Source organism: Pararobbsia alpina (genome assembly GCF_965118125.1).
Taxonomy (GTDB): domain Bacteria; phylum Pseudomonadota; class Gammaproteobacteria; order Burkholderiales; family Burkholderiaceae; genus Pararobbsia; species Pararobbsia alpina_A.
Window position 1 is genome coordinate 2,189,907 of record NZ_OZ221287.1, and the last position, 26,033, is coordinate 2,215,939.

Consider the following 26,033-nt stretch of genomic DNA (forward strand, 5'->3'; position numbering starts at 1 on the left):
AGCGTGCGGAAATGAATGCTCATACTCTGATCGCTATCAGCTTGGGCCTGACGTGCGTCGCCGCGCTGTTGTACGCGAGCCTGGTTGTGCGAGTGCTGCGCACTCGGTCGCGTAGCGAGCAAACGGTCGCTCGCGCCATGGAGATGCGCACAGAGCAGGCGCAACGTGCTGCGGCTCACACGGCATCCGGATTGCAGCAGGCATCGTTGGTAGCGGGATCGCGCGGCGCCGGGGGCGGCGGCCTTTCGGCTCCGGCAAACGGCAGACGCACGTTGGTCCGCTCGGTATCCGACGCGCTGGCGACGATCGGCATGCGCTGGTTCGATACGCGCATCGGCAAGCAACTCGTTGCGAAGGAAGATCAGTTGCTGATCGAGCAATGCGGCTTTGTCGATCCCCGCGCGCGCGGACTGTTTCTGACGACACGCGTGATTTGCGGAATCGGTGCGCCGCTGGCAGCCAGCATGGCCTTCGGCGGCACGGACAGTGCGAGCGTTGCACGCGTGTTCATTCTGCTGTTCGGCGCGCTATGCATCGGTTTTATGGCGCCGAAGTGGGTGCTGGGCCGAATCGCCGCGAACCGCCGGCAGTCCGTGGTCGATGAGCTGCCGATGTTTATCGATTTGCTCCGCTTGTTGCAGGGCGTCGGGTTGTCGATCGATCAGAGCGTGCAGGTCATCGTCGGGGAATTTCGTCGCGTGTTGCCCGTGGTCGGGCAGGAACTCGAGATCGCGAATCGGCAGTTCGTCACCGGTCGCACGCGTGAACAATCGCTCCAGCGCCTGATCACGACGTACGACAACGACGATCTGCGCGCGGTGGCGAGGCTCATCATCCAGGTCGACCGGCACGGCGGCGCGGTGCAAGAGCCGTTGAAGCAATTTGCCGATCGTCTGCGCGAAGGCCGGCGCACAGCCATGCGCGAACGTATCGGCAAGCTGACCGTGAAGATGACGACCGTGATGATTACCACGCTGCTACCCGCGTTGCTGATTGTGACGGCTGGCCCCGGATTCATCGCCGTGATCCGATCCCTTTCTGCCCTCGCCAAGCCATGACATCGACACTTCATTCCTTACTTCGACTTCACTTGGCCGCGCCTGGCTGGGGCGTTGCGTTCGCCGTAGCCATGCTCGCAGGCGGATGCGCGAGTCAGCCGGCGGGCTATGGCATCAGCGACGCGGCCGCCAGCCAGGCCGCCGAACAGCATGCGCTCGCCGAAAAAGAAAAGCCCGACTCGGCGACGGTCTACCTCGCGCTGATCGAGCAGATGCAGAAGAAGAATATGTATTTTGCGTCGCTCGCCCATCTCGATGAGTACGAACGCACCTACGGAACATCGCCGAAAACCACGCTGATGCGCGCCGATGCGCTGCGCGCAACCGATCAGCTTCCGGCGAGCGCGGCCGCTTACCATGCATTGATTGGCACTTCGCTCGCCGCTCAGGGATATCGAGGACTGGGTCTGATCTCGGGAGCGCAGGGCGATTTCGATTCGGCGGCGCAGTCACTGAGCAAGGCGGCGGAAACGAACCCGACCGATTCGCAGTTGCTCAGCGATCTGGCCTACGCGCTGATGCGATCGGGAGATGTCACGGGAGCACGCGTCCCGATGATGAAGGCCGCCGAACTTGATCAGAAAAGTCCGAAGGTGATGGGCAACCTCGCGCTCTATCTGCTCGCGGACGGGCAGACCAAAAACGCCAATGGTTTGATGGACGCGCAGAACATGCCCAAGGATGTACGCGACGCTGTACGCAAAGACGCGCAGGCAGTGGCAGCGGCAGCGCGTGAGCGAGAAAAGCGCGCCGCGGCGGCCAGCCACGGAAACGCAGCAGACCGGTCGGTGGCCAACGCATCCCGAGCAACCAGGCCGGCGCAGCCGGGAGGTGCATCGGGGACGGCAGCGCATGCCGAGCCGCCGGTGCAGCTGGTGGCTCCGGTAGGTACCACGGCTACTCAACCGATTGATCAGATGTTCCCGAGCCAGCAGTGGCGTCAGGGGCCGGCATTGTCGCCGTTCGCGGTTGCCGCGTCCGCGCGGCGCGGGTCGACGGACTAATTCGAAGCAGAAAGGCGACACAAGAGCGCGCCCGAGGAAGAGTGCAAATGAAACATTCGAACTGTGACCATTGCGGGCACGCACGTAGCACCGTGCGCCTGAGCTTGCCGCTGCACGTGTGGACGAGACGGACGCGATATGGGGCCGCCACGCGGTTCATCTTGTCGGGTTGCGTCGCGGTGGCTGCGTGCGCCGCATCTGCGAGCGCTTTTGCCTTGAACGGTGACGCGACGCTCGATACCCCAATCGATTCGGCAACGCGGAGTGCATTTGAAATGCAACGCAGCGGCGCGAATGCAGGGCAGCCATTGACGATGTCGGGCGATCAGGCGAGTGCTGCCTACGGGCGCTATCTGAAGTCGTTCGATACGGCGATTCCGGTGTTCTTCGGATCGTCGCTCAAGAGCGACGTCAGTAGCGCGAGTGGTTCGCAGGGCGGTCAATAAAAGTACAAGGATTTTCGCTGGCCATGGAAGCAGGCGAAGCGATCGGGGAAGGATCATGAGACAACCCATTCAGCGTCAACATGCCGCGCGCGCGATGCGAGGGAGCATCGCGATCACGGCTGCGTTGTGGCTCATGACGATCATCGTCGCGTTGGGTGTGGTGGACGTCGGGCACGTCTGGTGGCAACGCCGTCATTTGCAAGGCGTCGCCGACATGATGGCGCTGGCGGCTGCGCAGCGCCTCGACGATACATGCGGCGGTGCGCAAACAGTCGTTGCGCAGATTGCCACTTCCAATGGCTATAGCGGTGCTTACACGGTCAACTGCGGGCACTTCGATACGAAGCTGAACCAGTTCATGATCGTCGGTGCGCCGTACACCACGGTCAACGGTATTTACGTGCAGCTCAACAGCAACGTCAAATACTGGTTCATGCCGATGGTGGGTAGCAAAGGTGAGGGGATTGCCGTTGCGTCGACCTCGCGCGTGGTCAATATTGGCGCGTTCACGCTGGGTACAACGCTTGCGACGTTGCAGACGGGCAATTCTGCGTTGCTTAACGGCGTGCTGTCGGCGCTGCTGGGTTCCTCGGTGAATCTTGACGTTGTTTCGTACACGGCGCTCGCCAAGGCTCAGATCAAGCTTTCGAATCTCGCCGTTCAGCTCAATTCGAATGGTGCAAACGATATTGTGCAGATGCTGGCGACCAAACCTACGCTCAAGACGCTGATCACGGCGATCGACAACGCTGTGCCGAGCGGTGACGCATCGAAACCCTTTCTGTCTCAGCTCGTGGGGTGGGCCAATACGTCGAACGGCGGCAACAGCGTGCCCATGAACGGTGCGAACAATCAGACGGGACTGCTCGACATCGGACTCGAGAATATCAATGCGGCATCGAACGCCACGATCGACGCGCTCGATGCTGTGATGGTCGCGGCGATGATCGCGAATACGACGTCGTCAAACGTAGCGCCAATCACTGTGGACACGAGCCTGCTACCGAACCTTCCCAATGGCGTGCTGGCCAGCAAGGTACAGCTGAGCCTGGGGCAGCCGCCTGTGCTCGCCGTCGGCGAAGCGGGCAGCGCGAGTGCGGTTGCGCGTTCTCAACAGGTTCAGCTATTCCTGCAGCTTGGCGTGAACGTCGGCAGCGGTGCATTGCCAGTGCCAAACCTGCCAACACTTCTTTCCGTTTCGCTTCCGGTGTTGATCACCGTGGCGCCTGCGACCGCGTCATTGTCCCAGACGCAATGTGGTGCCGGACCAGGTGACAGCAGCAGTACCGTGCAGATCACGCCAGGTATCGCTGCAATCTGTATTTCGGATAACGCGTCGAAGATATTCAGCGGGAGTTCGTCATCGTGCACTCCGGCTACGACGGTGGTCACCGCGCTGAATAACCTGGTGACCGTGACCAGTCTGGGTGGCTCACTTCAACTCGCGCCAGGCTCACCACAGGCGCACACCTTCATCGGCGTGAGTAATCAGATCAGTCAGCCCAACCCGGTCTACGTTAATTCCAATGCGGCCGGCTCGGACCTTGCGACGGCGTTGAGCACGTCCGGCAACAGCCTGATTGGCAACCTGACGACGAACCTGACAGTGAATGTCGGCGGTATTCCCATTTCGCTTCAGACATTTGGATTGGGGACTGTCCTGCAGAACGTTACGACCGGCATTGTCGGCCTGCTCACGCCGGCCCTGAATGCGGTGATCCCGCAGGTATTGGGGCTCGTCGGCGCTCAGGTCGGACAGGCGACCGTGACCGATGTCTCACTCACCTGCGGCAATGTGCAACTCGTCAAATAGAAAGGACCCCGCGCGGATGATCCGGGCAACGACGATTGCCACGATGGGTCGTCGGATAGTGCGTCGAAGATGACCGTGAAGATTGAAATGGACATGAACATCAGCACCCCGCACCCGAACACGTAGCCGCAACACACCATGGCCAATAAAACCACTATCCCGAAGATCGACGAGCTCGATATCTATGTCTGGGAAGGCAAGACAGACATCGTCGAGCGTGTCGCGCGCTGCATGGCGAGTTTCGAAGTCGAGGTGATTCGCGCCGACGGCATTCCGATCTCGGCCGAGCGCGTCGCGTCGCGTCCGTCGATCGCCCTGATGAGCGTGAGCGTGATCGACAGCGGCTCGCTCTCGGCGCGCGACTGGGAAACCGCGCATGGCATGCCGGTGGTCTGGGTCGGCGCAGCGGCGCGCACCTCCGATCCCTCGATGTTTCCGGCCGAGTACTCGCATATCCTCGCCGTCGACTTCACCTGCGCCGAATTGCGCAGCATGGTCACGAAGCTCGTGCTCCAGATGCGCGCGCACAGCGCGCAAACGCAGGCGCCGACCGCGCTGATCGCCAATTCGGAGCCCATGCAGAAGTTTCTGAAGGAGGTCGACGCCTTCGCCGACTGCGACGCCAGCGTGTTATTGCATGGCGAGACCGGGGTGGGCAAAGAGCGCATTGCCCAATTGCTGCACGAAAAAAACACCCAATATGGAAAAGGGCCATTTATCGCGGTGAATTGCGGTGCGATTCCCGATGGCCTCTTTGAATCACTGTTTTTTGGTCATGCCAAGGGGTCCTTTACCGGCGCGGTCGGCGCGCATAAAGGGTTTTTTGAACAGTCCGACGGCGGTACTTTATTTCTCGACGAAATAGGAGATCTTCCTCACTATCAGCAGGTCAAGTTGTTACGCGTGCTCGAAGACAGTGCCGTCACGCGAATCGGTTCCGCCACTCCCATCCAGCTCGATTTTCGTCTTGTTGCAGCGACCAACAAAAACTTACCCGATCTGATTAAAGAACAGCTGTTTCGTGCCGATCTCTATTACAGGCTGGCGGTGATCGAACTGACGATTCCGAGCCTCGAAGAGCGGGGGGCAGTCGATAAGATCGCGATTTTCAAGGCTTTTTTGGTTTCTGTACTGGGTGAAGACAAACTGGCCGAACTTAACGATATTCCGTACTGGCTCACGGATGCGATTGCCGACACGTATTTCGCCGGCAATGTTCGTGAACTGCGTAACCTCGCCGAGCGGATCGGCGTGACGGTGCGGCAGCTCGGGTGGGACGCGGAACGCCTGCAAGGCATTGTGCAGCGCGCCCGCCATAACCCGGCACCACGCACCGAACCGGGCGTCGAGGTGATTGATCGCAGTAAGTGGGATATGGCGGAACGCGGCCGTATCTCCGACGCCCTCGAGGCCAACGGGTGGCGCCGCCAGGATACTGCGCAGTTTCTCGGGATCAGCCGTAAGGTCCTTTGGGAAAAGATGCGGAAATATCGGATGTTCGATGACGAACCGGAGACGCGCGAGTTTGAGTAAATTTGAGTAAGATTGCGCGTCTCATAATAATTAGATCTGTGGATTCACATGAAGAATAAGTTGGTGGGAATGCGCGCAGCGCTCGCGGCGCTCGCAGTCGTGTGCGCGGCAAACGAGGCGCAGGCCCAGACAGCGACGGCAGATACGGCAGTCGTCGCGTCGGCCGCCCAGCCTGGCGCGGCGGACAGCGCGATGGCGTCGGCCAGCACGACGGCCGATGCGCCTCTCGCAACCGGCCAGACGCAGACCGCTTTGACCGAGCAAGCCACGCCGGATCCGGACGCGGGCGGCACGGTCGCCGAGCTTCAAAAGCTCATCCAGACCAATGCAGTGACCGAGTTGCGCACGTCGTACAACGGGACTTACGGGGCAAGTCTGTTGTTCAACGGCAACGAAATGACGTACTACGTCACGTTGTTTCAGCAGAAAAATTTTTGGCGCGTGATCAAGACGACGAGCGATACGCGTGCTGAAGGGATCTATGCCGACTTCGTGAAGCGCACGGCGCAACTCTCGGAAATCGAGATTCGTCGGACGAAACTCGAAGCGCAGAAGGCCTATACGGCCAAGCTCATCGCATTGAGCGAAAAGCGCGCTGCATTCCTGCAGGCCGACCTCGACAACCAGAAGGCGCAGCAGGCCGAAGTTGTCGCGCGTCAGCAGGATACGGCGCAGCAAGCGGCGCAGCTCGAGACGCAACGCAAGGCTGAACAGGCCAAGCTGGATGATCTGCGTCGCCAGATCGAACAGTTGCGTCAGCAAACTGAAAGCGGCTTGCCGCGCCGTTTGCGCTAAATCGCTTCCGAAGGACTTACACTTCACGCACGACCCATTCGTCCGGAGAAGTGTATGAACGTCCGAATCGCCCGGGGCGCACGCGCGTCCCGGTACGCCGCCACTACGCTGGCGGTGTTTGCGTTGTCTTCAGCCTCAGTGGCGCTGGTTGCCGGGCTCTGCGGTTGCCATTCCCAATCGAATCAGACGGATCAGGCCGCGAGTTCGGCGAGCGCGGCCGATGCGGCATCCGGTGCGATCAACGGCATGGCCAGTGCTGCGAGCGCTGCCGTGGCAGAAGGCGCATCGGCAGTGTCGGCCGCCAAGCCCACAGTAGATGCAGCCACCTCGGCCGTCGCCAGCGCAGCGAGTGCAGTCGGTGCTCAGGCGGCCTCACTCGTTGACGCGGCAAAGGCTGCGGTCGGCATCCCCGCATCGGGTGCAAGCTTCGGACAGATCGCGAGCGCGACGAACGCGGCGCTCGGTGAAGCCGCCTCATCGGTTGCCGCGAAAGCTGGCCAAGGGCTCGTTGCCGCGGGACAAAAGTTGCAGGCGATCGCCAGCGGTGCCACTGCGGCGAGTGCGCCCGACGCGGCGAGCGCGGCCAGTCAATAAGTTCGATTCGCGGCATCGTCCGGCCGGTCTGCCGTCTTGTGGTTCATACGGTCCCGCGCCGGGCACCGCTCGATGTCCGCGCGACGCATTCATTCCCGTTTGAACGGTATCCGGCGCGATTACGCTCTGCGCATGCCCGTTCGCAGCGCAAATTCGTCCGGTGGCGCGGCCGGGGCGAGATATTCGTCCGGCCGTCGCGTAAGAACATGTAACTGCATCAAACACCCACGCAATGGTTTGCGCGCCACTTATCCCTTGACCGTCTCTATATCTGTACCTATTCTCGTTTCAGTTTCCCGGAATCAACGAAGCCGGTGAAACCCCTGGCAATCGTGAGCATGTTTGCCTTGATCATTCCATGATCGACGAGGAGAGACAGTGAACACCAGTAGTCGGTTCGCGGTCGGTGTACATATCCTGGCCATGCTTGCCCTTCATGACGGTTCGCCGCTTTCATCCGAGCGCATAGCGGCAAGCGTCAATACCAACCCGGCGCTGATCCGGCGCCTGCTGTCGATGCTTGCGCAGGCAGGCCTGACAACAGCACAGCTCGGCACGGGCGGTGGCGCGCTGCTTGCTCGTGACCCCGCGGAAATCCGGCTGGTCGATGTCTATCGAGCTCTCGAAGACGCGCCGGTTTTCGCATTGCATCGGGAACGTCCGGCAGCGGGGTCGGTGGTCGGCCGACACATCCGCACCGTCCTGCTCGAAGTGTCGGATCGTATCGAACATGCGATCGATGCCACGCTCGCCGAGCAGACGCTCGCCGACATCGCGGGGTCGCTCGCGCAGCATGAACGGGCCCGCGTTCGCAAGGTCGCCAAACGCAAAGTCGGCTGATTATTTGCGAAACGTTTTGTTTCAAACGATCGGCGTGCGTCGTCGCTGATCTTCTTTTTGAGCCCTGCGAGCAGGCAAAATAGCGGCCGATGTCACCACCGTGCAAACACACGGTGGTGCGCGATCGTTTTAACGTCTTGCAGAGGGCTTGATGCGTCCGCAGTTTTCGACAATCCGGCCACGACGGGTGATGCGCTTGCACGCGTGGGCGCCGGGTTTTCTCTTCCTTTGGTTGGTGCTCGCAGGCGTCGGTGTATGCGCGCCCGCGTCGATGGCCTATGCATCGGGCGCTGCTGCTGCCGCGCCTGCACCGACAACCGCTCCAGCTCCCGCACCTGTCGCGCCGACCGGTGCCGCCGCGGCTATCCCTTCGTTACCGACCTTCGCAAAGCTGATTGCGCCCGCAGAGCCTGCATCGGCAGCGTCTGCGCCGACAGCGGCGAGCCGTGCGGAACTCGCGCAGTCGCTGGATTCCGTCATCGCCACGCTCGACAACGACCGGCAACGCACGGCGCTCGTCAGTCAGCTCAAGAAGCTGCGCGATGCGAACCGCCTTGCCGATGCCTCTCAGCCCGCACCGCCGGCGGCAAGCGCCGGCTTGCTCGGTGCCATCGCGACGGGCCTGACGGAAGTGCAACAGAATGTTCGTGTGGGCCGCTCACCGGTCAGCTACTGGCAGACACGCGTGCATGCGGCAGGGCGTGACCTCGTCGGGATCTTCTACGGCAGCACGGGCACGCCTTTCAAGGAGCTTGTCCTCGACTTCTTCTCGATGCTCGCGATCTGGGCGTTCACGGCGCTCGCGCTCGCCTTTGCGGAGCGTCGCTCGGCGCGCTACTTCAACTACACGGTCAGTCTGCATCCGAATCCGACGACGCCTGCGCTGCTGTTGTTTGCCACGCGGCGCATCGCACCGCTGACGGTCGCGTTCTTCGCGACGTTGTGGCTGTCGCGCGCACTCGATCCTTCGTTGGGCCGCACGCTGGCCGTGGTCGTGTCGTATGCGATCGTCGCGGGCGCCGCATTTTCGGCGCTCTGCCTGATCATGTTCTCGCTGTTTTCAGCGGGCCATCGGCGCGCCGCGGTTCAGGCCTTGCTCGTGCACGCCCGCCGCTTGCTCGTGGTGATCGGCGTGCTCGGTGCGCTGGGCGATGCTGCGGTCGACGAGCGGGTGATTGCGGCGTTGGGCGGCAATCTTGCCGCTCTGTTGTCGACAGCGTGCAATATGGGCGCGGCGTTGTGCGCTGCGATTTTCGCGCTGACGTTTCGCCGTCCTGTTGCGCACTTGCTCGGCAACCGTGCCTACGACTATCGAACTGAACATCGTGCGATGAACGAGACGTTCTCGATCATCGCGTCGCTCTGGCATGTGCCGATGCTGTTGCTGTGCGCGGCGTCGATTGTCGCCACGCTGATCAGCACGGACTCCTCGGAGCATGTGCTCCAGGAGGCGATCGGTACGGCCCTGCTGATGGTCGTGGCCTTCTTCCTGACCGCCATCGTTCGCCATCTGACGCGCTCGCCTGAACGTGCGAAGCGCCGGCTTCGGCACGGTCAATCGGTTTACCTGATCCGGCTGGTGCGGTTTTTCGGCTCATTGATCACGATGTTCGTCTGGCTGGGTTTTATCGAGCTCAGCGCGCGTCTGTGGAATCACTCCGTCATTCGTTTTGCGCAGGAGTCGGCGAGCGGGCGCGGCATCAGTCATTCGATCTTCAGCATCTGCGCAACCCTGTTCTTTTCATGGCTCGTGTGGATCGTGCTCGATACCGCGGTCACCGAGGCGCTGAATCCGACGACGCATCACGGCAAACAATCGCAACCGAGCAGTCGCGCGCGCACGATGCTGCCGCTGATACGCAATTTCACGTTCGTCGTGATCCTCGTGATCGTGATCATTTCGACGCTCGCGAATCTGGGGATCAACGTGACGCCGTTGCTCGCAGGGGCCAGCGTGATCGGCCTCGCATTCGGCTTCGGGGCGCAGTCACTCGTGCAGGATTTGATCACGGGTCTCTTTATCCTGATCGAAGACACGATCTCGGTCGGCGACTCGGTCGAGGTCGACGGCGGTCACGCCGGGATTGTCGAAACGCTGAGCATCCGGACCTGCCGGCTGCGCGATGCGCAAGGCGCGATTCATGCGATTCCGTTTTCCCAGATCAAGACGATCAAGAACCTTTCGCGGGACTTTGCGTTCGCCGTGTTCGACGTCCGTGTGCCGTTTTCAGCCGACGTCGATCACATCACGCATTTGATCCGCGAAGTCGGGCAAGAGCTTCATGAGGACATTCGCTATCGGCGCGAGATGCTCGGCCCGGTCGAGGTGTTCGGGCTCGATCGCTTCGATCCGAACTGGATGGTGATCAAAGGCCAGATTCGCACCCGGCCGCTTCAGCAATGGCCGATCGTGCGGGCGTTCAATCAGCGGCTCAAGCGCAAGATGGATGAGGCGGGCATCGAGATTCCGGTGCCGCAGATGATGCTGCGTCAATCCGACGAGGGTGTCGGCGCCATGGGCGCAATCGGTGCGATGGGCACGATGGGAGAGGGCGCCGTGCGTGACGCATTGCGTCCGGGCGCGCTGCTGGTGCCGGAGCAGATGGCCACGTCGGATAGCCGCGAACGATTTACGGTGCACGAGCCGGCTGAGCACGCAGGGGTGACGGAGGACGCGCCGGCACCGAAGCCGCCCCTTACGTCACCCGTTATGCCACCTGCCACGCCGCCCTCAGTCGCGCGTGAGCCCGAAGCAGCGGTGCCGGTCACGGCCGGTGCCGCCGGAGCCGGCTCGCGCGACGCCGGGGGCCGCGCTGCGAAGCGACACGAGCCCGAGGTGGTGCCCGAGGCGACTCAGGCGTCGAACCAGGTGCAACCGCAGATCCCGACAGCGGGTGATGCTCCCGGTTAGCCCGCCGTCATGCGGCCTGGCGCGGCAGCTTAGTATCGACGCAGTGATTGACGCGGGTGGCCAGCGCATCGGCATGTACCCCGTAGACGTGCAAGGACACCGCGATCTCGCTGCTCTGATTGGCCAGGCGGTGGATGCCCTCGAATCCTGCGCCGACGAACGATGCCGCGCCGGCTGACCGGTGTCGCGTGCCCGTGCTGATTGCACGCAATTCCGCGGTATCCCATCTGAAATGCTCTTCGGTCAGCACGCCCTTGACGACCCGGTAGGCGCACCACGTATGGTGGCCATGCACGGGTGTCATCTGACCGGGCCGCCAGATCAGGGCCGCGGCCGCGAATCGCCCCGTGGGATCGCTCGCCAGCACATGCCGCGTATAGCGTTCGGGGCTGCCGAGCAGCACGTCGGCCGGCAAGACGTCGACGAGTGCCGCGGCATCCGCCAGCGCCGCCCCGACGCGCGAACCGAATACGTCGCAGGGTGTGCCACAGGCGGCCTCGAGCGCGGCGCGAAAGTGCGTGGAAAGCGCCTTGAATGCGGCCTGCGCACGGTTCGTGCTGGGAATAGGGTGAGTGACGGAAAGTGACGAGGGCATGGTGTGCTCGTTATTTGGGCCTGAATTCACAAATCCTTGCGAAGTGCTTGATACTGCTAAGGGATTTATATCATTCACACCCTCGAAAACTTTTCTAAAATATTGTCTGCAAAACTTACCGGATAGAATTTTTTTCTACGGAATTGCAAAATGGATCAGATCGACCGACGGCTCCTCGAATTGCTGCAGCGAGACGCGACCACTCCGGTGGCCGAACTCGCTCAACAGGTCAATCTGTCACAGACACCGTGCTGGAAACGCGTGCAGCGGCTCAAGGAAAATGGCGTCATCCGCTCGCAAGTGGCGCTTTGCGACGCGCGCAAACTTGGCGTGGGCACCACGGTGTTCGTTTCGGTTCGAACCAATCAGCACAACGAGGCCTGGGCACAGCAATTCACCGACATGGTTTCGACGATTCCCGAAGTCGTCGAGGTGTACCGCATGAGCGGCGAGACGGATTACCTGCTGCGGGTGGTGGTGTCGGACATTGATGACTACGACCGGATTTACAAACGGTTGATTCGTGATGTCCCGCTTCACGATGTGAGTTCGAGTTTTGCCATGGAGCAGATCAAGTACTCGACGGCGCTGCCTGTCAGGTCGCTTGAAGAATAGACGCGTAGAATGCGCGGCGAACCCGGCGGCGCTTCTTGCCGCCCGAATGCCATCCTTGCCTCATGAACGCACAGAAAAAAAAACTCGACGCGGTCCGATGGGTCGGCGTCTTTGTATTTGTATTTGTCGCCTTGATGATTGCGATGCTGCTCTACGAGGCCATCTCGGGGCGCAACGAGTATGAGGCCGAGCAACGCGCCGAGTTGAGCGCCGCATCGGGTGCGTCAGCGGCTTCGCCTGCTTCAGCTGCTCCCGGTGCATCGGGAGCGGATGCTTCAGGCACCGGTGCGTCGGGTGCCGATGCGTCAAGCAGCCCGGCGACCGCAGCGCCGGCCCCCGCATCCGCCGCAAGCCAATAAGGCAGCGTCGGACAAACGGCGCCGGACACATCGCGTCGGGCATATTGCGTCGGGCAAATTGCGTCGGGCAAATTGCGTCGAGTAAGCCGCGCGGACACGCCGCGTCAGGCGGGCAGGCGGATTGCGGCCGTGTCTTTGCGGATCCGTTGCGAGACGGCGAGCATCTGCTTGGTCTGATGGATCAGCAGTTTGAGGTCCTGCACGGTCTCGGCCGTGACCGCCGTGTCCTTTTCGAGTGCCACGACCATCGAGTCGAGCACGCGCGTGTGTTCTCTGAGATCGGTGGACGGTGACGACGCGTCCGCTTGCTCCGCAAGCATCAGGTTGGTCCGCACGTCGGCGAGCGCATCATCAAGCTTGCCGATCTCCGAGGCGGGAGCGGGCGGTGCGATCAGCAGCGGTGTCGCAGCGGCCATCTGCGACCCGAGCGCGTGACTCTGTATCAGCAGATCATTGAGTTCGGCCACGAAGCGTTGCTGCGATTTCGGTTCGAGCATCATGCGCTGAAACGCGTTGCCCAGATTCGCAAACGCGACGTGCATATTCTTGCGCGCGAGGCGGCGCGAAAAATCGGACTCAATGACGGCGTCTGCCGCGCGTGTCGGTGAACGGCTGCCAGCGCGGCTGCCGAGATTTTCGCCGAGTTTCCCGCTTTGCATGGCCGGGCCGGGACCCATCGCAGACGCTGCGTTCGCCACTGCATCGGTTGCGGCAGTGCTGGACGGTGCGTGGGCCGCGAGGGTCCCGACGGCCGTGTCGACCGCGGTAACTGCCGGAGTGGCGACGGTTGCGCCTGCTGCCGTGGCCGCTTTTGCCGTATCAGGATCCACAGCCCCTCGCGGCCAGACCGTATCGAGGTAGCGGCGCATCGACGCAATGACTTCCTTGACCGCCGGCCGCATAAGCCGGTACTCCCAATACGGAAACAGATAGCTTGAGCCAATCGCCAGTGCGCAGCCGACCGCTGTGTCGATCGCGCGCTCGCCGATCAGTCGCATGCTGGCCGGTGCAAGCAGGTGATACAGGATCAGCACGAACGCCGACGTGAACGTGACGCTGGCCGTGTAGTTGAAGATCGTCAGGCTGTACGACATGACCATGCATGCGGCCATGATCAGCAGCTCGAGTTCGCGATTGTGAATCGCAAAGATCAGGGCGACGCTTGCTGCGCATCCGATCGTCGTGCCGATGATCCGCTGCGTATTACGCTGGCGCGTCAGCGAAAAGCCGGGCTTCAGAATAATGATCGTCGTCATGCAGATCCAGTAGCTGTGCGTCAGCGGCAGGATCCGGCCGAGCCAGAAGCCCAGTGCAACGGCGATGCCCACTCGCAACGCATGACGAAAGCTTGGCGAGGCCATCGTCAGGTTCGACAGCAGCAGTCCCCATTGCACGCGGCGTTTGACGAGAAAGCGATCGAGCGCCTTGTCGACCGGCATCTCGGGCTTCTGCACGGCGACGTCGTGATGCGTGTTGACGCGCATCTTGTCGAGCACCCGTGCGGCACTCCAGATTCGGCGATAGGAAGCGACGACCGCCGAATACGCTTCAGGATGCAGTGTCGGATAGTCCTTCTTGCGCAGCTGCTCGATCTCGTACTCGATCGCGCGAAATTCGGCCTTCGTGTGCACGCGCTCGTCGACAGGCGTATCGCGCAACACCGCGAGCCCGACGTGTTCGAGATCGTCGGCGAGCTTGTCGAGCAAGTCGCGAAAGAACAGCATGATGTCAGAGTCGCCGAAGGTCGTGCGCACCAGCGGATAGTCCGTATGCGCGGCAAGTACACCTTCGTGCAGGTCGACGGTATTGATGAACAGATTGAAGAGCACCGTGCGATGCGGATCGAGGCGTCCGTCGCGCAGGCTCGGTAGATTGCGCAGGGCGATATCGCGGGCGGCGTCCTGTTTGTCGACCGTCGGGATCTGCTTGAGCACGAGGTTCCGGTAGCACTCGTCGAGATCGTTGTGCGGGTCATAGAACGCCGCGCGGGCACGCACGTATTCGGCAAGGGTAAACAGGTTGTCGGCGATGGCCTGCTGTTCGATCCGGTCACGCTGTAGCGAGCTGACGGCGGTGCTCCAGTAGGTGTACCAAAGACCGCCTGCCAGGATCCACGCCGCGTTCGTGATGGCTTCGAGCACCGTGAACGTCGAGTCCATGGTCAGGATCATCATGAACAGCGTCGCAAAGCTGATCTGCGGCCATCGAAAGCCATACACGACGAGCAGCGAGAGCGTGAACGACAGGGCGACGACGGTCACGAAGAGCGCCGCGGGGAACGGCGTCGCAAGTCCGGTGGCGAGCGCCGACAGAAAGCCGAGCACCGTGCACGTGAGCATCTCGTTGTGCTTGTACTTGACCGGGCCGGGCATATCGACGACCGACGCGGCAAGGCAGCCGGCCGAAATCGTAAATCCAAGGTCCGTGTCGTGCAGCACCAGCATGCACAGGATGACCGGGAATGAAACGCCGAACGCGATGCGCAGGCCGCCGTAGAAGTACTGGCTATAGAGAAACTTCTTGATCTCGGTCGAATATCGCATCGAGTGGCGATGGGCTCCGGACGCCAGTGTGGAATGGCGGTCAGTCTAGCCTGTCTGGCGCCGGGTGGGCAGTAGGTAAAGGCTGATCGCGTGTCAGTCAATGACCCGTCCGCGGCCGGCCTTGACCTCGCTGCGGCGTGTCTTGCCGTCGAGACGTCGCACTTTCGATGCCAGCGTCGGCCGGGTCGCACGGCGTGTCTTGGGTGTCACGCTGACGCTGTCGATCAGTTCTCGAAGACGCTCGATCGCTTCGTCGCGATTGCGTTCCTGGGTGCGCTGGGTCTGCGCCTTGATGACGATGACACCGTCACGCGTGACCCGGTGATCGGCGAGCGACAGCAAGCGTTCCTTCAGCAGATCCGGCAGAGATGAAGCGCGGATATCGAACCGCAGGTGGATCGCGCTCGACACCTTGTTGACGTTCTGGCCACCCGCGCCTTGCGCGCGCACGGCCGTGATCTCGATTTCTTCGGGCAGCAGTGTGAAGGCGGTCCTGGACATGGTGCGGCGATCGGAAAGGGGCGAACAGGGTCAAGGGGATGACAAGACCGGTCATCCTACCCTGTGCGGGCTCCGATGTGCGAGCGGGTGCGACGAAGCGTCGCGGCGGGAACAACCGGTCAGCTGCGCGACGTACGCCACACACGTTACGTACGCCACGCATCCTGCACCAAGCACCGACGCGCCATCGTCCCGGATGGCGCGTTATTCCGTATCGGAGAGATCGAGTTCCGCGCCGTCGTCGTTGGGCACGAAGTCCGCACAGAACACCGTAGTCCGCCCGTCGACGAGCACGGAGACGGCCGCCGTATGGCAACCCTTGCCCTCGGTCAGCGAGAAATACGGACCCATGACCGCAACGCGGCCCGGCGCCGCAACCGCTCGCTTGAAGTACGCACGGCGCGACCAATTGCCCGGCGAGCCATCGAGCAGCGGCGCGAGCCGGCGCTTGGCTGCGTCGCGACGCTCAGCCGCAGGTCCCGGCGGCAACGGCGCGAGTACCGCGTCGCTCGCCTGCATGCCGTGTTCATCGACCGTGAACACACACCGCGCGCCTGCGACTTTGAAGACGATCTCGGCGGCGCGTTCGAGACTGCGCTCGCGGGCATACAGGTTTGCGGCCGCGGTCATCGTCGATTCGAACGATTCGAAGCGGATCGCGGGCAAGTGCGGGGCGCGGGCGACGTGCGAGCCGAACAACGGCCACAGCAGCGGCGCACGTTCGAGCGCGGCCTGGCGCGCGCGGGACAAGGAAAAATGCGGTCGGGCGAGCCAGTACCCTTGCACAAAGTCGACGTCCGCATCCATCAGCGCCATCAACTCGCCGTCGGCCTCGACACCTTCCGCAAGCACCATCGTGCCCGCCTGATGGAGCATTGAGACGAGATGACGCATGAGCTCGTGATCCGAGCTGCGTTGCGTGAGACGCCCGACCAATGAGCGGTCGAGCTTGACGATATCGGGGCGCGTCGACCAGATCCGGTCAAAATTCGAGAAGCCGCTGCCGAAGTCGTCGATCGCAATCAGAAAGTTCTTGCTATGGAATGCATCGACCGTGCGCGTCAACGTACGCTCATCGGCGGCGGGCTGCTCGAGCACTTCGAGCACGATGCGCTCGGCGGGCAGTCCGAAATGCTTGATCAGGTCCTCGGCGAACACAGCGTCTTCCCAGCTGGCCTCGAGGATCTGCGGCAGCACATTCAGGAAGAGCCAGCCGAGATCGCCGCCCTGGTCCGCGAAATTCGCGACGTGCACGGCGCGCGACAGGCGGTCGAGCAGCACGGCTTCATCGTGACGGCGTGCGAGCGAGAACACGAGCGGCGGCGGCAACGCTTCGCCCTTGGGCGTGCGTGCGCGCATCAGGGCCTCGAAGCCGATCACCTTCGCATGCGCCACACTCAGCACAGGCTGGAACGCGCTGCGGATCTCGATGCCGCGATAGTTCGCGAACCAGCTGTTGCCGTCCCGTTCCATCATGGACAACAGCATGTCGAGCGGTGGCGCCGCGCGGCGCGGCGTGGCGGCTGCAACAGAGGCGCGGGTCATCGTTCGCACCTCGACGGTCGTGCCGCGCGAACGCGGGCTTTGCAACAGGTCAGTTCAGTACTCATCATGCGGGCACCGCAATGTCCGAGAAACAGACTCGGTTGCGGCCACTATTTTTGGCCATATAGAGCGCGGTATCGGCGGCGCGCAACAATGCATCGGTCGTGGGCGGGGTGCGTTCGATCGTCGACGCACCCACGCTCAGCGTGACAATACCCGAAGGCGCCGTGGATGCAATGCGTAAAGCGGCGACAGCGTCGCGAACACGTTCGGAGACGGTGGCCGCGCCTGCGCGATCGGTATCGGGCAGGACGAACACGAACTCTTCGCCGCCGTAGCGGGCGACAAAATCGCCAGGCCGTCTGGCCTGACGCGAGATCGCGGTCGCGACAGCGATCAGGCATTCGTCGCCGCGCTGATGTCCCTGCGTGTCGTTGAATTGCTTGAAATGGTCGACATCGGCCATCAGGATCGACAGCGGCCGTCCCGTGCGCTTGGCACGTTCGATTTCGCGCGCATAACGCTCATCGAAGAAGCGGCGGTTGTAGACACCGGTGAGCCCGTCCCGAATTGAAAACTCCTGCAGGCGCGCATGCGCTTTCTGCAAGCCGCGGTAGAGGCGGTTGATTTCCCAGAGCAGCACGCTGAGCACGGCCATCGACGAGACGAGGGCGGCGACGCGCGCCGTGTACCAGCCCAGCGAGAAACGCGACGAGGCGATCAGGGTGAGGCTTGCGTCCACGAGATTCGCGAGCGCCGCCACCGCCAGCCACAGATCGAGCGCGGTCTGGAAGCGTCCCGAGACGCAGATCGCGATAAGTGTAACGAGATTGATTGCAATGACCGCCGGCCCGATCGGCCCGTTGATCAGATTCGTGTATGAACCGTTCGCGCCGATCAGCGCCGGCAGCAGGCGGTCGCAATGAATGGCGAGGTAGGCGCCGCCGACGGCGAGCAGCAGCGGAATGCCGATGCAGAGCAAGCCGACAAGCTGCAGCCGCCTGGGTTCGATCGGGTCGATGCTGTACTTGCGACGCACCGAAGCGGACGTAAGCAACATGAAAGGAAAGCCCGCGTGCCAGAAGACCCACATCCAGACCGCGCTTTGCGCATTGGCGCCGAACAACCCGGTGGGTGAGAACACGCCGGGGAACATCAGCAGCTGCAGGGTCACGGTGATCGAGGTGAACCCATAGGCACCCGACAGCGCCGCGAGAAAAGGCTCGCGCGCGATCACGAACTGCGACGCGAGCAGATAGGCCGTGATGCCCTCGGTCACGAGCACGGCCATCGCGAACAGCGGCAAGAAGGCGGTGAGCATGGGGCCGGGCACCGACGCGATCGGGGCCACGGCGACGAACGTCGCGACGAGCGCAAGCGTCACCAGGGCGGCTAGCGCCTGGTGCCGGCGCGAAGCGCGCACGCCCATCACATCTTCCATCCGATCTCCGCTACCTTGACGACCGGGAGAATCTAGCAGGGGAAAATCCGCCACCGATACCCGGGGAAAATCCCGCTTAAGTCTGGCCGCGGTTGTGCCGTTAAACAGTGGCATAGCCGTAGTGTCCTTTGCTTATCCCTGGGCCGCCACCTGGCCAATGACGACGCGGTTGCGTCCTTCGTGCTTGGCCTGATAGAGCGCGCGATCGGCCGCCTCGACGAGACGCGTCGCCAGCGCACCCGGTTCAGGCTGCGCGCTCGTGCCACCGACGCTGATCGTCAGCACAGGTCCCGTCGATGAACCCTCATGAACCAGCGCGAGCGCCTCGATCTCGCGCCGCACGCGTTCGCCCAGCAGCCGCACGCCGCCGCTCGAGGCAGCGGGCAGCACGATCGCGAACTCCTCGCCGCCAAAACGCGCAGCGAGGTCGGCAGGGCGATTCGCCACGCGCTGGAGGGTCGTCGCCACCTGTTTGAGCACTTCGTCTCCGCGAACGTGACCGTAGGTGTCGTTGTACGACTTGAAGTTGTCGACATCGATCATCAACAGGCCCAGCTCGGTGCGATCACGCTCCGCGCGGCGCCATTCAGCCTGCAGGTATTCGTCGAAGTACCGGCGGTTCGACAGGCCAGTCAGGCCGTCGGAGTGCGTGAGCCGTTGCAGCTCGAGGTTGGTTTCGAGCAGTTGTTGTTGCGAGCGGCGCAGCGCGCGATAGGCGGCATCGCGTTGCTGAAGATTGATATAGGAGCGCGAGTGGTACCGCACGCGTGCGATCAGTTCGATCGTGTCGGGCAGCTTCACGAGGTAGTCGTTGGCGCCCGCGGTGAACGATGCGCTCTTGACGGCCGGCTCTTCCTTGGTCGACAACACGATGATCGGCACATCGCGCAGCAGCGGGATCGAGCGGTACTTGCGCACAAGCGTCAGGCCGTCGGTGCCGGGCATCACGAGGTCCTGAAGAATCACGGTCGGGCGCGTGAGTTCCGCTGCCTGCACCGCCTTTTCAGGATCGGAGCAATAGTGAAAGCCGATGTTCTCGTCGGTCGACAATGCACGTCGCACTGCTTCGCCGATCATCGCCTGATCGTCGACGAGCAGCACCATGATGCGCGTCTCGTCCATGGCCCCCTGATCGAGATCGGGTTCCATCATCGGGTGTGTCGTGTGGTCCATGTTTCGTCTATTCATATTTGTCACCCCGTGTCACGGAGTTGGCGTGGCGCCCCGGCTCGGCAAGCGCATGAGCGAGGGCGTGCGCGATCGAACCCAGCGGCAGGATCGCGCTCGCTGCATCGAGCGCCGCTGCAGCCTTCGGCATGCCGTAGACCGCGGAGGTCGCGGCGTCCTGCGCAATCGTCCAGTGGCCGTGATCGCGCATCGCCTTGAGTCCGGCGGCGCCGTCGCGCCCCATGCCCGTCAGCAGCACGCCGATCGCCTTGCCGCGCCACCGTTGCACCAGGCTCTGGAAAAACACGTCGACCGACGGGCGGTACGGCGCCTGAACGGGCTCGCGCGTGTAGCCGAGGCGGCCATCGGGCAGAAAGGTCAGATGATCGTTGGTGGCCGCGATCAGCGCGACGCCCGATTGCGGGCGTTCGCCTTCCGTGGCGATCCGCACCCGCAGCGCCGATTGCTCGTCGAGCCACTGTGCGAGACCCACCGCAAAGGCTCGATCGACGTGCTGGACGATAACGATCGCCGCAGGAAAATCCCGCGGCAGTGCACTGAGTAATGTCGCGAGCGCCGCCGGGCCGCCGGCCGAGACGCCGATCGCCACGAGCTGGGTCGCGCTTTCGCCGGCAGGTTGGGACGATGCCTCCGGCATGGCGCGGCGCACGGGATCGCGTTCGCTGGTCATGCGCCCGATCTGGTCGATCTTGTCGAGCAGCGGCCTGCTGGCTTTGCGGGCGTCGCTGTGTCCGAGAATCGGTGTGTCGATTGCGTCGATCGCCCCGGCGCCCATCGCTTCGTAGACGCGCTGCGCGTGGGTGTGGACATCCACGGTCACGATCAGGATCGCGCACGGACTCTCAGCCATGATGCGACGGGTTGCCTCGACACCGTCGAGCCGGGGCATCACGAGGTCCATCAGGATCAGATCGGGTTTTTGCACCGAGCAATAGTCGACCGCTTCCTGGCCGTCCTTCGCGACCCAGATGACCTGATGGTCGGGGCGCAGGGACAACGCACGGCGCAAGGCCGTGACGGCGAGGGCGAGATCGTTGACGATGCCGATCTTCATCTCAATGCGGCTCCCCGATCAGATCGTGCACGGCATGTACGAGGGTCTCGTCATGGAAGCTGCCTTTGGTCAGGTAGTAGTCCGCGCCGGCATCGAGACCGCGCTGCCGGTCTTCCTCGCGATCCTTGTACGAGACGATCATGACCGGCAGCGATTTGAGCACGGCGTCGCGCCGGATCATCGTGACGAGTTCGATGCCATCCATGCGCGGCATGTCGACATCGGTGACGACCAGATCGAATGTGTCGCCGCGCAGCGCATTCCAGGCGTCCATGCCGTCGACGGCGACGGTGACTTCGTAGCCGCGATTGGCGAGCAGCTTGCGCTCGAGTTCGCGCACGGTCAGCGAATCGTCGGCCACCAGGACGCGCTTGCGCCGCGCAGCACCGGCCAGCGCGTCGTCGCGTCCGACCTTGTCGAGCGTGCCCGCGTTCACGATCTTTTCGACGGACCGCATCAGGTCGTCGACGTCGACGATCAGGACAGGTTCACCGTTTTCCATCAGCGCGCCGGCTGTGATGTCGCGGACCTTACCGAGTCGCGAGTCAAGTGGCTGTACGACAAGCATGCGCTCGCCGAGAAAGCGGTCGACGACGAGGCCGTAGGCACGCCGTTCGTCGCCGATCACGATCACGTGCACGGGGTCGGGTGCGGTGACGGGGCCGTCGATGCCCAGTACTTGCCGGGCGCTGACGAGTCCGACCTGATGCCCTTCGAACGCGAAATGCTGCTGCCCTTCGAGCAGATCGATCCGCGCGCGTGGCACGTCGACGGCGCGCATCACGGCCGCGAGCGGGAAGGCATAGGGCTCGTCGCCGATCGAGACGAGCAGGCTGCGCATGACCGACAGGGTCAGCGGCAACTGCATCACAAAACGCGTGCCCTGGCCCGGCGCCTGAACGATCCGGAGGGTGCCGCGTACCTGCCGGACCATGGTCTGGACGACATCGAGCCCGACGCCTCGCCCTGAGACGTCCGTGACCTCGCTGCGCATCGAGAACCCGGGCAGGAACAGGAACTCGAGCAATTCGGCGTCGCTGAGTCGTGCGACGGTCTCCGGATTCGCATGGCGACGGTCGACGACCGCGGCACGCAGCGCATCGAGGTCGATGCCCGCGCCGTCGTCCGCGACGGTGATCTGCAATTTGCCGGCGCTATGCCGGGCTTCGACAGTGATCGTGCCTTCCGCAGGTTTGCCCGCGGCCCGACGGTCCGCGTCCGGCTCGATGCCATGATCGAGCGCATTGCGGATCAGGTGACCGAGCGGTGCATCGAGCATGTCGAGGATGTCGCGGTCCACCGGCGTCGAGCCTCCGACGATCTCGAGGCGCGCCTGCTTGCCGAGCGTGCGGGCAAGATCGCGCACCATCCGCGCATAGCCCGCGGTGCGGTCCGAGAAGGGCCGCATCCGGCATGCGAGGGCTTCGTCGTAGAGCTCGCGCGACAAGTTGACGTGTCGACGATCGAACTGTTCGAGTTCGGCGAGCCGATCGCCGAGCACGCGTTGTGATTCGGTGAGCGCGTGACGCAGGGCGTCGAGTGCCTGGCGCGAATTCGTGTCCAGTCCGGTGTCGACGAGTGCGTCATGCAGACGGTCGAGCGATTGACCCGCCTCGCGCTGCATCCGTTTGACGCGCTGGAGCGATTCCCCGAACGGATGCAGCCAGCGTGCCTCGACAAGCGCTTCGCCCGACAGTCCGAGCACCCGATCGAGCCGCGCAGCCGAGACGCGGAGCAGCCGATCGTCCGGCGCCGTGAGGTTGGGCTCCATGGCCAGGCGTTGGCTCTCGATCTCCGGCACGGCGGGTGATGGCTCGCGCTGCTGTGCAGGTCGCTCTGCAGGCCGCTCTACAGGCCGCTCTACAGGCCGCTGTGCAGCGTTCTGCACATTGTCGTCTTCAAGCATGGCCGGCATTGCCGCATCCCAATCTGTGCCAGCGTCAGGCGCAGATGGCGAATCGGCACCGAGGGTCGCGATAAACGCGTCGATTCGGGCATCGAGCGTCGGGTCGGTGTTTCCCGCGACGCGCAGCAGCAGGTCGACGCCTTCAAGGAGTCGATCGATCGTATCGGCGCGCAACCGAACGAGGCCGTGTTGTGCGTTGACAAAGCATTCCTCCATCCGGTGCGCGATGTCGACGCCACGTTGGAGACCGACGATGCGTGCTGCACCTTTGAGCGAATGCGCGGCGCGCATGCATGCCTCGAGTGTGGCGGCATCGTCGGGGGTGCGTTCGAGCGCGAGCAGCCCATCAGTCAGCACACGTGACTGGGTCTGTGCCTCCTGAAGGAACAGTTCCTCGAGCGAGAGCCGGCTCAGGTCGTCGTCGTGACTCATCGCAGACTCCGCTCGAGCGTTTCGAAGACGACGCGTTCGTTCAGCAGGCCCACGGTGCGATCGCGGATCCTGAGCACGGCGTGTGCGTGGCTCAACGCCTTGCCGGCCACCGTCGCGGGGACTGCTTCGCGTGCAGAGACCGGAACCCGATGCACGGCGTCGACTTCATCGACGGGTATCACCACGGGTTCGAAAGCGTGGTGGCCTTGACCATGGCTTTGACCATTTGCTGACGTCGCATCGCGTGCGATGTTCATTGTGCCGTCGATCACGAGCAGTCGTTCCCGCCCGGTGGATTTCGCCGTGCCAGGCGACGATTCGACGCCCAGCAGCGTCGACAGCGCAATGCACAGGCGCAGCGTGCCTTGAATATTGACCACGCCGAGCAACGCGGGATGCTTGCGGTGCGGGATGCGATGCACCGGACGCGATGGCGCGACCTGTCGCAACGCGGTCGTCGGCAGACCCAGCCACTCATCGCCGAGCCGGAACACGAGAATCGATTCCAGGACCTGAGGCGTACCAGTGTGAGTCGCGCTCGTATCGGACCCGGACCGCGTCGTCGAAGCGTGTGGTGTCGAAATGTCTGTTGCCGACGCACCGTTCACCGCCGCGTTCCCCGTCGGTGCAGGACCGCGTGTATTCGCTGCGGCAACCGTGTCCGGCATATCGACGCGCGGTCGGTCGAGCAGGGCGATGGCCGCACGCTCATAGACCGGACAGTTGCGGCAATGCACGGCGTCGTCGAGCCGCTCGCAGGAGCGATCGCCTTGCACGCCGATACGATTCCAGCAGTCGTCGAGCGTGAGCGAAGTCAGGATGCGGGGATCAGCCATGGCCGCTTACCCGCAATGTATTCGCGCGTGCGGCGCGTTCGGTGAGCCGATGCGCGCCGGCCACATCGCCTTGCGATTCAAGCAGCGTGGCGAGGTGCGTGAGTGCCTCGTAGTGCGCGGGGTCGAGATACAGCGTCTTGCGATACAGGCCCATGGCGTCGGCGGCACGTCCATCCGCGTCAGCGATCAGGCCGAGCAGATAAAACACCTCAGCCGACGGACCGTAGGTGCTCAGGTGCTGGTCGGCGGCAAGCGTCGCTTCGCGCAGCCGTCCTTCGTTGGCCAGACGCAGCGCGTCGGCGAGCGGCATTGCATCGACGCCGCCGGCCGCGGGCGTCGGGCTTTGAGTCGGTGCTGCTTGCGGAGCTTTGCCTGCTTTCGGGCGCGACGATGTCGCCGTGACCGGATTGCGCATCGCATTGACGACACGCGTCAGCGGCGTGTGTAACGTTGTGTGCACCGGTGTGTGTGGCGACGCGGTGGGTGGTACTTGCTGCGCCGGGTGCGAAGGAGTATGCCGATGCGAGGGCGAACGCAACGCGCCGAGCGCGGCGGCGTAGTCCACGGGTGGCGCCGCCGACTTGTGGAATGCAAAGGCAAGCGGAATACGGGCCGACTGCATCGCGTGCCTGAACAACGTGCCGGTCTCGGACGGTCCCACGAACAGCGTGCCATCGCTTGCGAGCAGACGGTCGAGCGTATCGACGGCGCGCGCCTGATCGTCTTTGTCGAAATAGATCAGCACATTGCGACAGAACACGAAGTCATAGGGGCCATGCGCGCGAATCGCCGAATCGAACAGATTGATCCGCGAAAACCGGACCGCGCGACGTACCGCGTCGTTGAGCTTCCAGAGCGTGCCATCGACGGTGAAGTGCCGGTCGCGAAACTCGAGCCCATGTCCGCGAAACGCATTACGTCCATAGACGGCGCGCGCAGCGTGTTCGAGCGCGCGCGCGCTGATATCGAACGCGTCGATTGAAAAGGCACTGGCGGGCAGCCCGGCGTCAAGCAGCGCCATCGCGATGGAGTACGGTTCCTCGCCGGTCGAGCACGGCAGGCTCACGATGCGCAGCGTCCTGTCGGGCCAGCGCGCATGACGTTCGCGCGCCATCCGGGCAAGCGCGACAAACGCTTCGCGGTCGCGGAAAAACCACGTCTCGGGCACGACCACGGCTTCGACGAGCGACTGCAGCTCGTCCTCCGATTCACACAGCTTGAGCCAGTACGCGTCACGCTGCGACGCCGTCAGGGCGGCGGAGGTCGATGCGGCGGGTTGCGGTACCGCTGACTCCTGCGCGAGCAGCCACGCAAATGCGCGCTCGCGTACGGCGCGCTCGATGCTCGCCGAGCCGATGGACGACGCATCGAGTCCGATGCGTTCACGGAGCAGCCGTTCGAAGCGGTCGTCGCTCATGATCCGTTCGCCTCCTTGAACAGCAGCTCGCGTGCTTCGTCTGTCAGCAGATGTTCGATGCGGACCCATTGCACCAGGCCATCGGTGCTTTGCGCGACCGGGCCGAGCCAGCGTGCGTCGGGTGTATCGATGCCGCCCGGTCTGAAATCGGTGGCGTCAAACCGTTGCGTCCGGTTCGCATGCTCGACGACAAGCCCAAGCCAATGAGGTTCGCTGCTTTGCGCGTTGCTGCGTTCGGATTCCGCCGTGGCGTCGCTGTTGCGGTAATGAACCATCACCGTGCGTGTCGAGATATGGTCCGAAGCAGGGCGTCCGAGTGCGAGCTCGCACAAATCGATAACCGGCACCGTATGCCCGCGATAACTGCACAGGCCCGACACCCACGGTGGCGTTCCCGGCAGCGCTTTGAGCGGCGCGCGTGCGAGCACCTCGACGACATCGGATGTGTCGATGGCGTAGCGGTCGGAGCCCAGCTCGAAGATCAGAAATAGCATCGGTGGTGTCGGTACTCAGCTGCGGTGCGCAAAAACAAGGTATTCGTCCAGATGCTCGTTCAACGCATCGTCCACAAGCTCATGCGCGCACTCGGGCACTCACGTCGTCACGT

22 protein-coding genes are annotated in these 26,033 nt (G+C 63.2%); 11 read left to right on the forward strand and 11 right to left on the reverse strand.

Annotated features, from left to right (window positions below):
• Nucleotides 1-11 precede the first annotated feature (11 nt).
• From ACMFWR_RS09560 to ACMFWR_RS09600, 9 genes are all read left to right on the forward strand, one after another.
• Complete coding sequence (locus ACMFWR_RS09560) at nt 12-1,058, forward strand: type II secretion system F family protein (RefSeq protein ID WP_413191443.1); 1,047 nt, start codon at nt 12-14, stop codon at nt 1,056-1,058.
• On the forward strand, nt 1,055-2,062 hold the full coding sequence (locus ACMFWR_RS09565; protein ID WP_413191444.1) for a tetratricopeptide repeat protein: 1,008 nt from the start codon (nt 1,055-1,057) through the stop codon (nt 2,060-2,062). The genes ACMFWR_RS09560 and ACMFWR_RS09565 overlap by 4 nt, the downstream gene beginning before the upstream one ends.
• A 275-nt stretch (nt 2,063-2,337) precedes the next feature.
• On the forward strand, nt 2,338-2,508 hold the full coding sequence (locus tag ACMFWR_RS09570; protein WP_413191445.1) for a DUF3613 domain-containing protein: 171 nt from the start codon (nt 2,338-2,340) through the stop codon (nt 2,506-2,508).
• A 55-nt stretch (nt 2,509-2,563) separates the two neighbouring features.
• Nucleotides 2,564-4,321: a TadG family pilus assembly protein gene (locus tag ACMFWR_RS09575; protein ID WP_413191446.1), complete on the forward strand. Its 1,758-nt coding sequence runs from the start codon at nt 2,564-2,566 to the stop codon at nt 4,319-4,321.
• 138 nt (nt 4,322-4,459) lie between these two features.
• Nucleotides 4,460-5,854 carry a sigma 54-interacting transcriptional regulator gene (locus ACMFWR_RS09580; RefSeq protein WP_413191447.1) on the forward strand — a complete coding sequence of 465 codons (1,395 nt, stop codon included), beginning with the start codon at nt 4,460-4,462 and terminating at the stop codon, nt 5,852-5,854.
• Nucleotides 5,855-5,902: 48 nt separating this feature from the next.
• A complete protein-coding gene (locus tag ACMFWR_RS09585) occupies nt 5,903-6,649 on the forward strand; it encodes a DUF2968 domain-containing protein (protein WP_413191448.1) in 747 nt (248 codons plus the stop codon).
• 54 nt (nt 6,650-6,703) lie between these two features.
• Nucleotides 6,704-7,243 (forward strand): hypothetical protein, encoded by a 540-nt coding sequence (locus ACMFWR_RS09590; RefSeq protein ID WP_413191449.1) that lies wholly within the window; start codon nt 6,704-6,706, stop codon nt 7,241-7,243.
• Between the two features lie 378 nt (nt 7,244-7,621).
• The gene (locus ACMFWR_RS09595) at nt 7,622-8,083 is read left to right on the forward strand and encodes an Rrf2 family transcriptional regulator (RefSeq protein WP_413191450.1); all 462 of its coding nucleotides are present in this window, start codon (nt 7,622-7,624) and stop codon (nt 8,081-8,083) included.
• 190 nt (nt 8,084-8,273) lie between these two features.
• A complete protein-coding gene (locus ACMFWR_RS09600; protein WP_413191451.1) occupies nt 8,274-10,994 on the forward strand; it encodes a mechanosensitive ion channel domain-containing protein in 2,721 nt (906 codons plus the stop codon).
• 7 nt (nt 10,995-11,001) lie between these two features.
• On the opposite strand, the gene ACMFWR_RS09605 is transcribed toward ACMFWR_RS09600, so the two are convergent.
• On the reverse strand, nt 11,002-11,589 hold the full coding sequence (locus ACMFWR_RS09605) for a cysteine dioxygenase (RefSeq protein WP_413191452.1): 588 nt from the start codon (nt 11,587-11,589) through the stop codon (nt 11,002-11,004).
• Nucleotides 11,590-11,739: 150 nt separating this feature from the next.
• Between ACMFWR_RS09605 and ACMFWR_RS09610 the strand changes: the two genes are divergently transcribed.
• Both ACMFWR_RS09610 and ACMFWR_RS09615 read left to right on the forward strand, forming a co-directional pair.
• Complete coding sequence (locus ACMFWR_RS09610) at nt 11,740-12,204, forward strand: Lrp/AsnC family transcriptional regulator (protein WP_413191453.1); 465 nt, start codon at nt 11,740-11,742, stop codon at nt 12,202-12,204.
• Nucleotides 12,205-12,266: 62 nt separating this feature from the next.
• Nucleotides 12,267-12,563 (forward strand): hypothetical protein, encoded by a 297-nt coding sequence (locus ACMFWR_RS09615; RefSeq protein WP_413191454.1) that lies wholly within the window; start codon nt 12,267-12,269, stop codon nt 12,561-12,563.
• A gap of 104 nt (nt 12,564-12,667) precedes the next feature.
• Here ACMFWR_RS09615 and ACMFWR_RS09620 read toward each other — a convergent pair whose 3' ends face one another.
• The 10 genes from ACMFWR_RS09620 to ACMFWR_RS09665 form a co-directional block, all read right to left on the reverse strand.
• Complete coding sequence (locus ACMFWR_RS09620) at nt 12,668-15,106, reverse strand: FUSC family protein (RefSeq protein ID WP_413191455.1); 2,439 nt, start codon at nt 15,104-15,106, stop codon at nt 12,668-12,670.
• A gap of 93 nt (nt 15,107-15,199) precedes the next feature.
• Nucleotides 15,200-15,607 (reverse strand): alternative ribosome rescue aminoacyl-tRNA hydrolase ArfB, encoded by a 408-nt coding sequence (gene arfB, locus ACMFWR_RS09625; RefSeq protein ID WP_413191456.1) that lies wholly within the window; start codon nt 15,605-15,607, stop codon nt 15,200-15,202.
• A gap of 204 nt (nt 15,608-15,811) precedes the next feature.
• A complete protein-coding gene (locus ACMFWR_RS09630; protein WP_413191457.1) occupies nt 15,812-17,152 on the reverse strand; it encodes an EAL domain-containing protein in 1,341 nt (446 codons plus the stop codon).
• Nucleotides 17,153-17,216: 64 nt separating this feature from the next.
• On the reverse strand, nt 17,217-18,593 hold the full coding sequence (locus ACMFWR_RS09635; protein WP_413191458.1) for a GGDEF domain-containing protein: 1,377 nt from the start codon (nt 18,591-18,593) through the stop codon (nt 17,217-17,219).
• 132 nt (nt 18,594-18,725) lie between these two features.
• Complete coding sequence (locus tag ACMFWR_RS09640; protein WP_413194840.1) at nt 18,726-19,745, reverse strand: diguanylate cyclase domain-containing protein; 1,020 nt, start codon at nt 19,743-19,745, stop codon at nt 18,726-18,728.
• A 28-nt stretch (nt 19,746-19,773) separates the two neighbouring features.
• Complete coding sequence (locus ACMFWR_RS09645) at nt 19,774-20,835, reverse strand: chemotaxis response regulator protein-glutamate methylesterase (protein ID WP_413191459.1); 1,062 nt, start codon at nt 20,833-20,835, stop codon at nt 19,774-19,776.
• A gap of 1 nt (nt 20,836) precedes the next feature.
• Complete coding sequence (locus ACMFWR_RS09650) at nt 20,837-23,173, reverse strand: hybrid sensor histidine kinase/response regulator (RefSeq protein WP_413191460.1); 2,337 nt, start codon at nt 23,171-23,173, stop codon at nt 20,837-20,839.
• Complete coding sequence (locus ACMFWR_RS09655) at nt 23,170-24,009, reverse strand: chemotaxis protein CheW (protein ID WP_413191461.1); 840 nt, start codon at nt 24,007-24,009, stop codon at nt 23,170-23,172. Before ACMFWR_RS09655 ends, ACMFWR_RS09650 begins: the two co-directional genes overlap by 4 nt.
• Nucleotides 24,002-25,426 (reverse strand): CheR family methyltransferase, encoded by a 1,425-nt coding sequence (locus ACMFWR_RS09660; RefSeq protein ID WP_413191462.1) that lies wholly within the window; start codon nt 25,424-25,426, stop codon nt 24,002-24,004. Before ACMFWR_RS09660 ends, ACMFWR_RS09655 begins: the two co-directional genes overlap by 8 nt.
• Nucleotides 25,423-25,920, reverse strand: a complete 498-nt coding sequence (locus tag ACMFWR_RS09665; RefSeq protein ID WP_413191463.1) for a chemotaxis protein CheW — start codon at nt 25,918-25,920, stop codon at nt 25,423-25,425. Before ACMFWR_RS09665 ends, ACMFWR_RS09660 begins: the two co-directional genes overlap by 4 nt.
• Between the last annotated feature and the right edge of the window lie 113 nt (nt 25,921-26,033).

What these genes read in the sequence shown, in the direction of transcription:
- ACMFWR_RS09560 (WP_413191443.1), top strand. Translation starts at nt 12, where the DNA reads ATGAATGCTCATACTCTGATCGCTATCAGCTTGGGCCTGACGTGCGTC.
- ACMFWR_RS09565 (WP_413191444.1), top strand. Translation starts at nt 1,055, where the DNA reads ATGACATCGACACTTCATTCCTTACTTCGACTTCACTTGGCCGCGCCT.
- ACMFWR_RS09570 (WP_413191445.1), top strand. Translation starts at nt 2,338, where the DNA reads ATGCAACGCAGCGGCGCGAATGCAGGGCAGCCATTGACGATGTCGGGC.
- ACMFWR_RS09575 (WP_413191446.1), top strand. Translation starts at nt 2,564, where the DNA reads ATGAGACAACCCATTCAGCGTCAACATGCCGCGCGCGCGATGCGAGGG.
- ACMFWR_RS09580 (WP_413191447.1), top strand. Translation starts at nt 4,460, where the DNA reads ATGGCCAATAAAACCACTATCCCGAAGATCGACGAGCTCGATATCTAT.
- ACMFWR_RS09585 (WP_413191448.1), top strand. Translation starts at nt 5,903, where the DNA reads ATGAAGAATAAGTTGGTGGGAATGCGCGCAGCGCTCGCGGCGCTCGCA.
- ACMFWR_RS09590 (WP_413191449.1), top strand. Translation starts at nt 6,704, where the DNA reads ATGAACGTCCGAATCGCCCGGGGCGCACGCGCGTCCCGGTACGCCGCC.
- ACMFWR_RS09600 (WP_413191451.1), top strand. Translation starts at nt 8,274, where the DNA reads ATGCGCTTGCACGCGTGGGCGCCGGGTTTTCTCTTCCTTTGGTTGGTG.
- ACMFWR_RS09605 (WP_413191452.1), bottom strand. Translation starts at nt 11,589, where the DNA reads ATGCCCTCGTCACTTTCCGTCACTCACCCTATTCCCAGCACGAACCGT.
- ACMFWR_RS09610 (WP_413191453.1), top strand. Translation starts at nt 11,740, where the DNA reads ATGGATCAGATCGACCGACGGCTCCTCGAATTGCTGCAGCGAGACGCG.
- ACMFWR_RS09615 (WP_413191454.1), top strand. Translation starts at nt 12,267, where the DNA reads ATGAACGCACAGAAAAAAAAACTCGACGCGGTCCGATGGGTCGGCGTC.
- ACMFWR_RS09620 (WP_413191455.1), bottom strand. Translation starts at nt 15,106, where the DNA reads ATGCGATATTCGACCGAGATCAAGAAGTTTCTCTATAGCCAGTACTTC.
- arfB (WP_413191456.1), bottom strand. Translation starts at nt 15,607, where the DNA reads ATGTCCAGGACCGCCTTCACACTGCTGCCCGAAGAAATCGAGATCACG.
- ACMFWR_RS09630 (WP_413191457.1), bottom strand. Translation starts at nt 17,152, where the DNA reads ATGACCCGCGCCTCTGTTGCAGCCGCCACGCCGCGCCGCGCGGCGCCA.
- ACMFWR_RS09635 (WP_413191458.1), bottom strand. Translation starts at nt 18,593, where the DNA reads ATGGAAGATGTGATGGGCGTGCGCGCTTCGCGCCGGCACCAGGCGCTA.
- ACMFWR_RS09640 (WP_413194840.1), bottom strand. Translation starts at nt 19,745, where the DNA reads ATGATGGAACCCGATCTCGATCAGGGGGCCATGGACGAGACGCGCATC.
- ACMFWR_RS09645 (WP_413191459.1), bottom strand. Translation starts at nt 20,835, where the DNA reads ATGAAGATCGGCATCGTCAACGATCTCGCCCTCGCCGTCACGGCCTTG.
- ACMFWR_RS09650 (WP_413191460.1), bottom strand. Translation starts at nt 23,173, where the DNA reads ATGAGTCACGACGACGACCTGAGCCGGCTCTCGCTCGAGGAACTGTTC.
- ACMFWR_RS09655 (WP_413191461.1), bottom strand. Translation starts at nt 24,009, where the DNA reads ATGGCTGATCCCCGCATCCTGACTTCGCTCACGCTCGACGACTGCTGG.
- ACMFWR_RS09660 (WP_413191462.1), bottom strand. Translation starts at nt 25,426, where the DNA reads ATGAGCGACGACCGCTTCGAACGGCTGCTCCGTGAACGCATCGGACTC.
- ACMFWR_RS09665 (WP_413191463.1), bottom strand. Translation starts at nt 25,920, where the DNA reads ATGCTATTTCTGATCTTCGAGCTGGGCTCCGACCGCTACGCCATCGAC.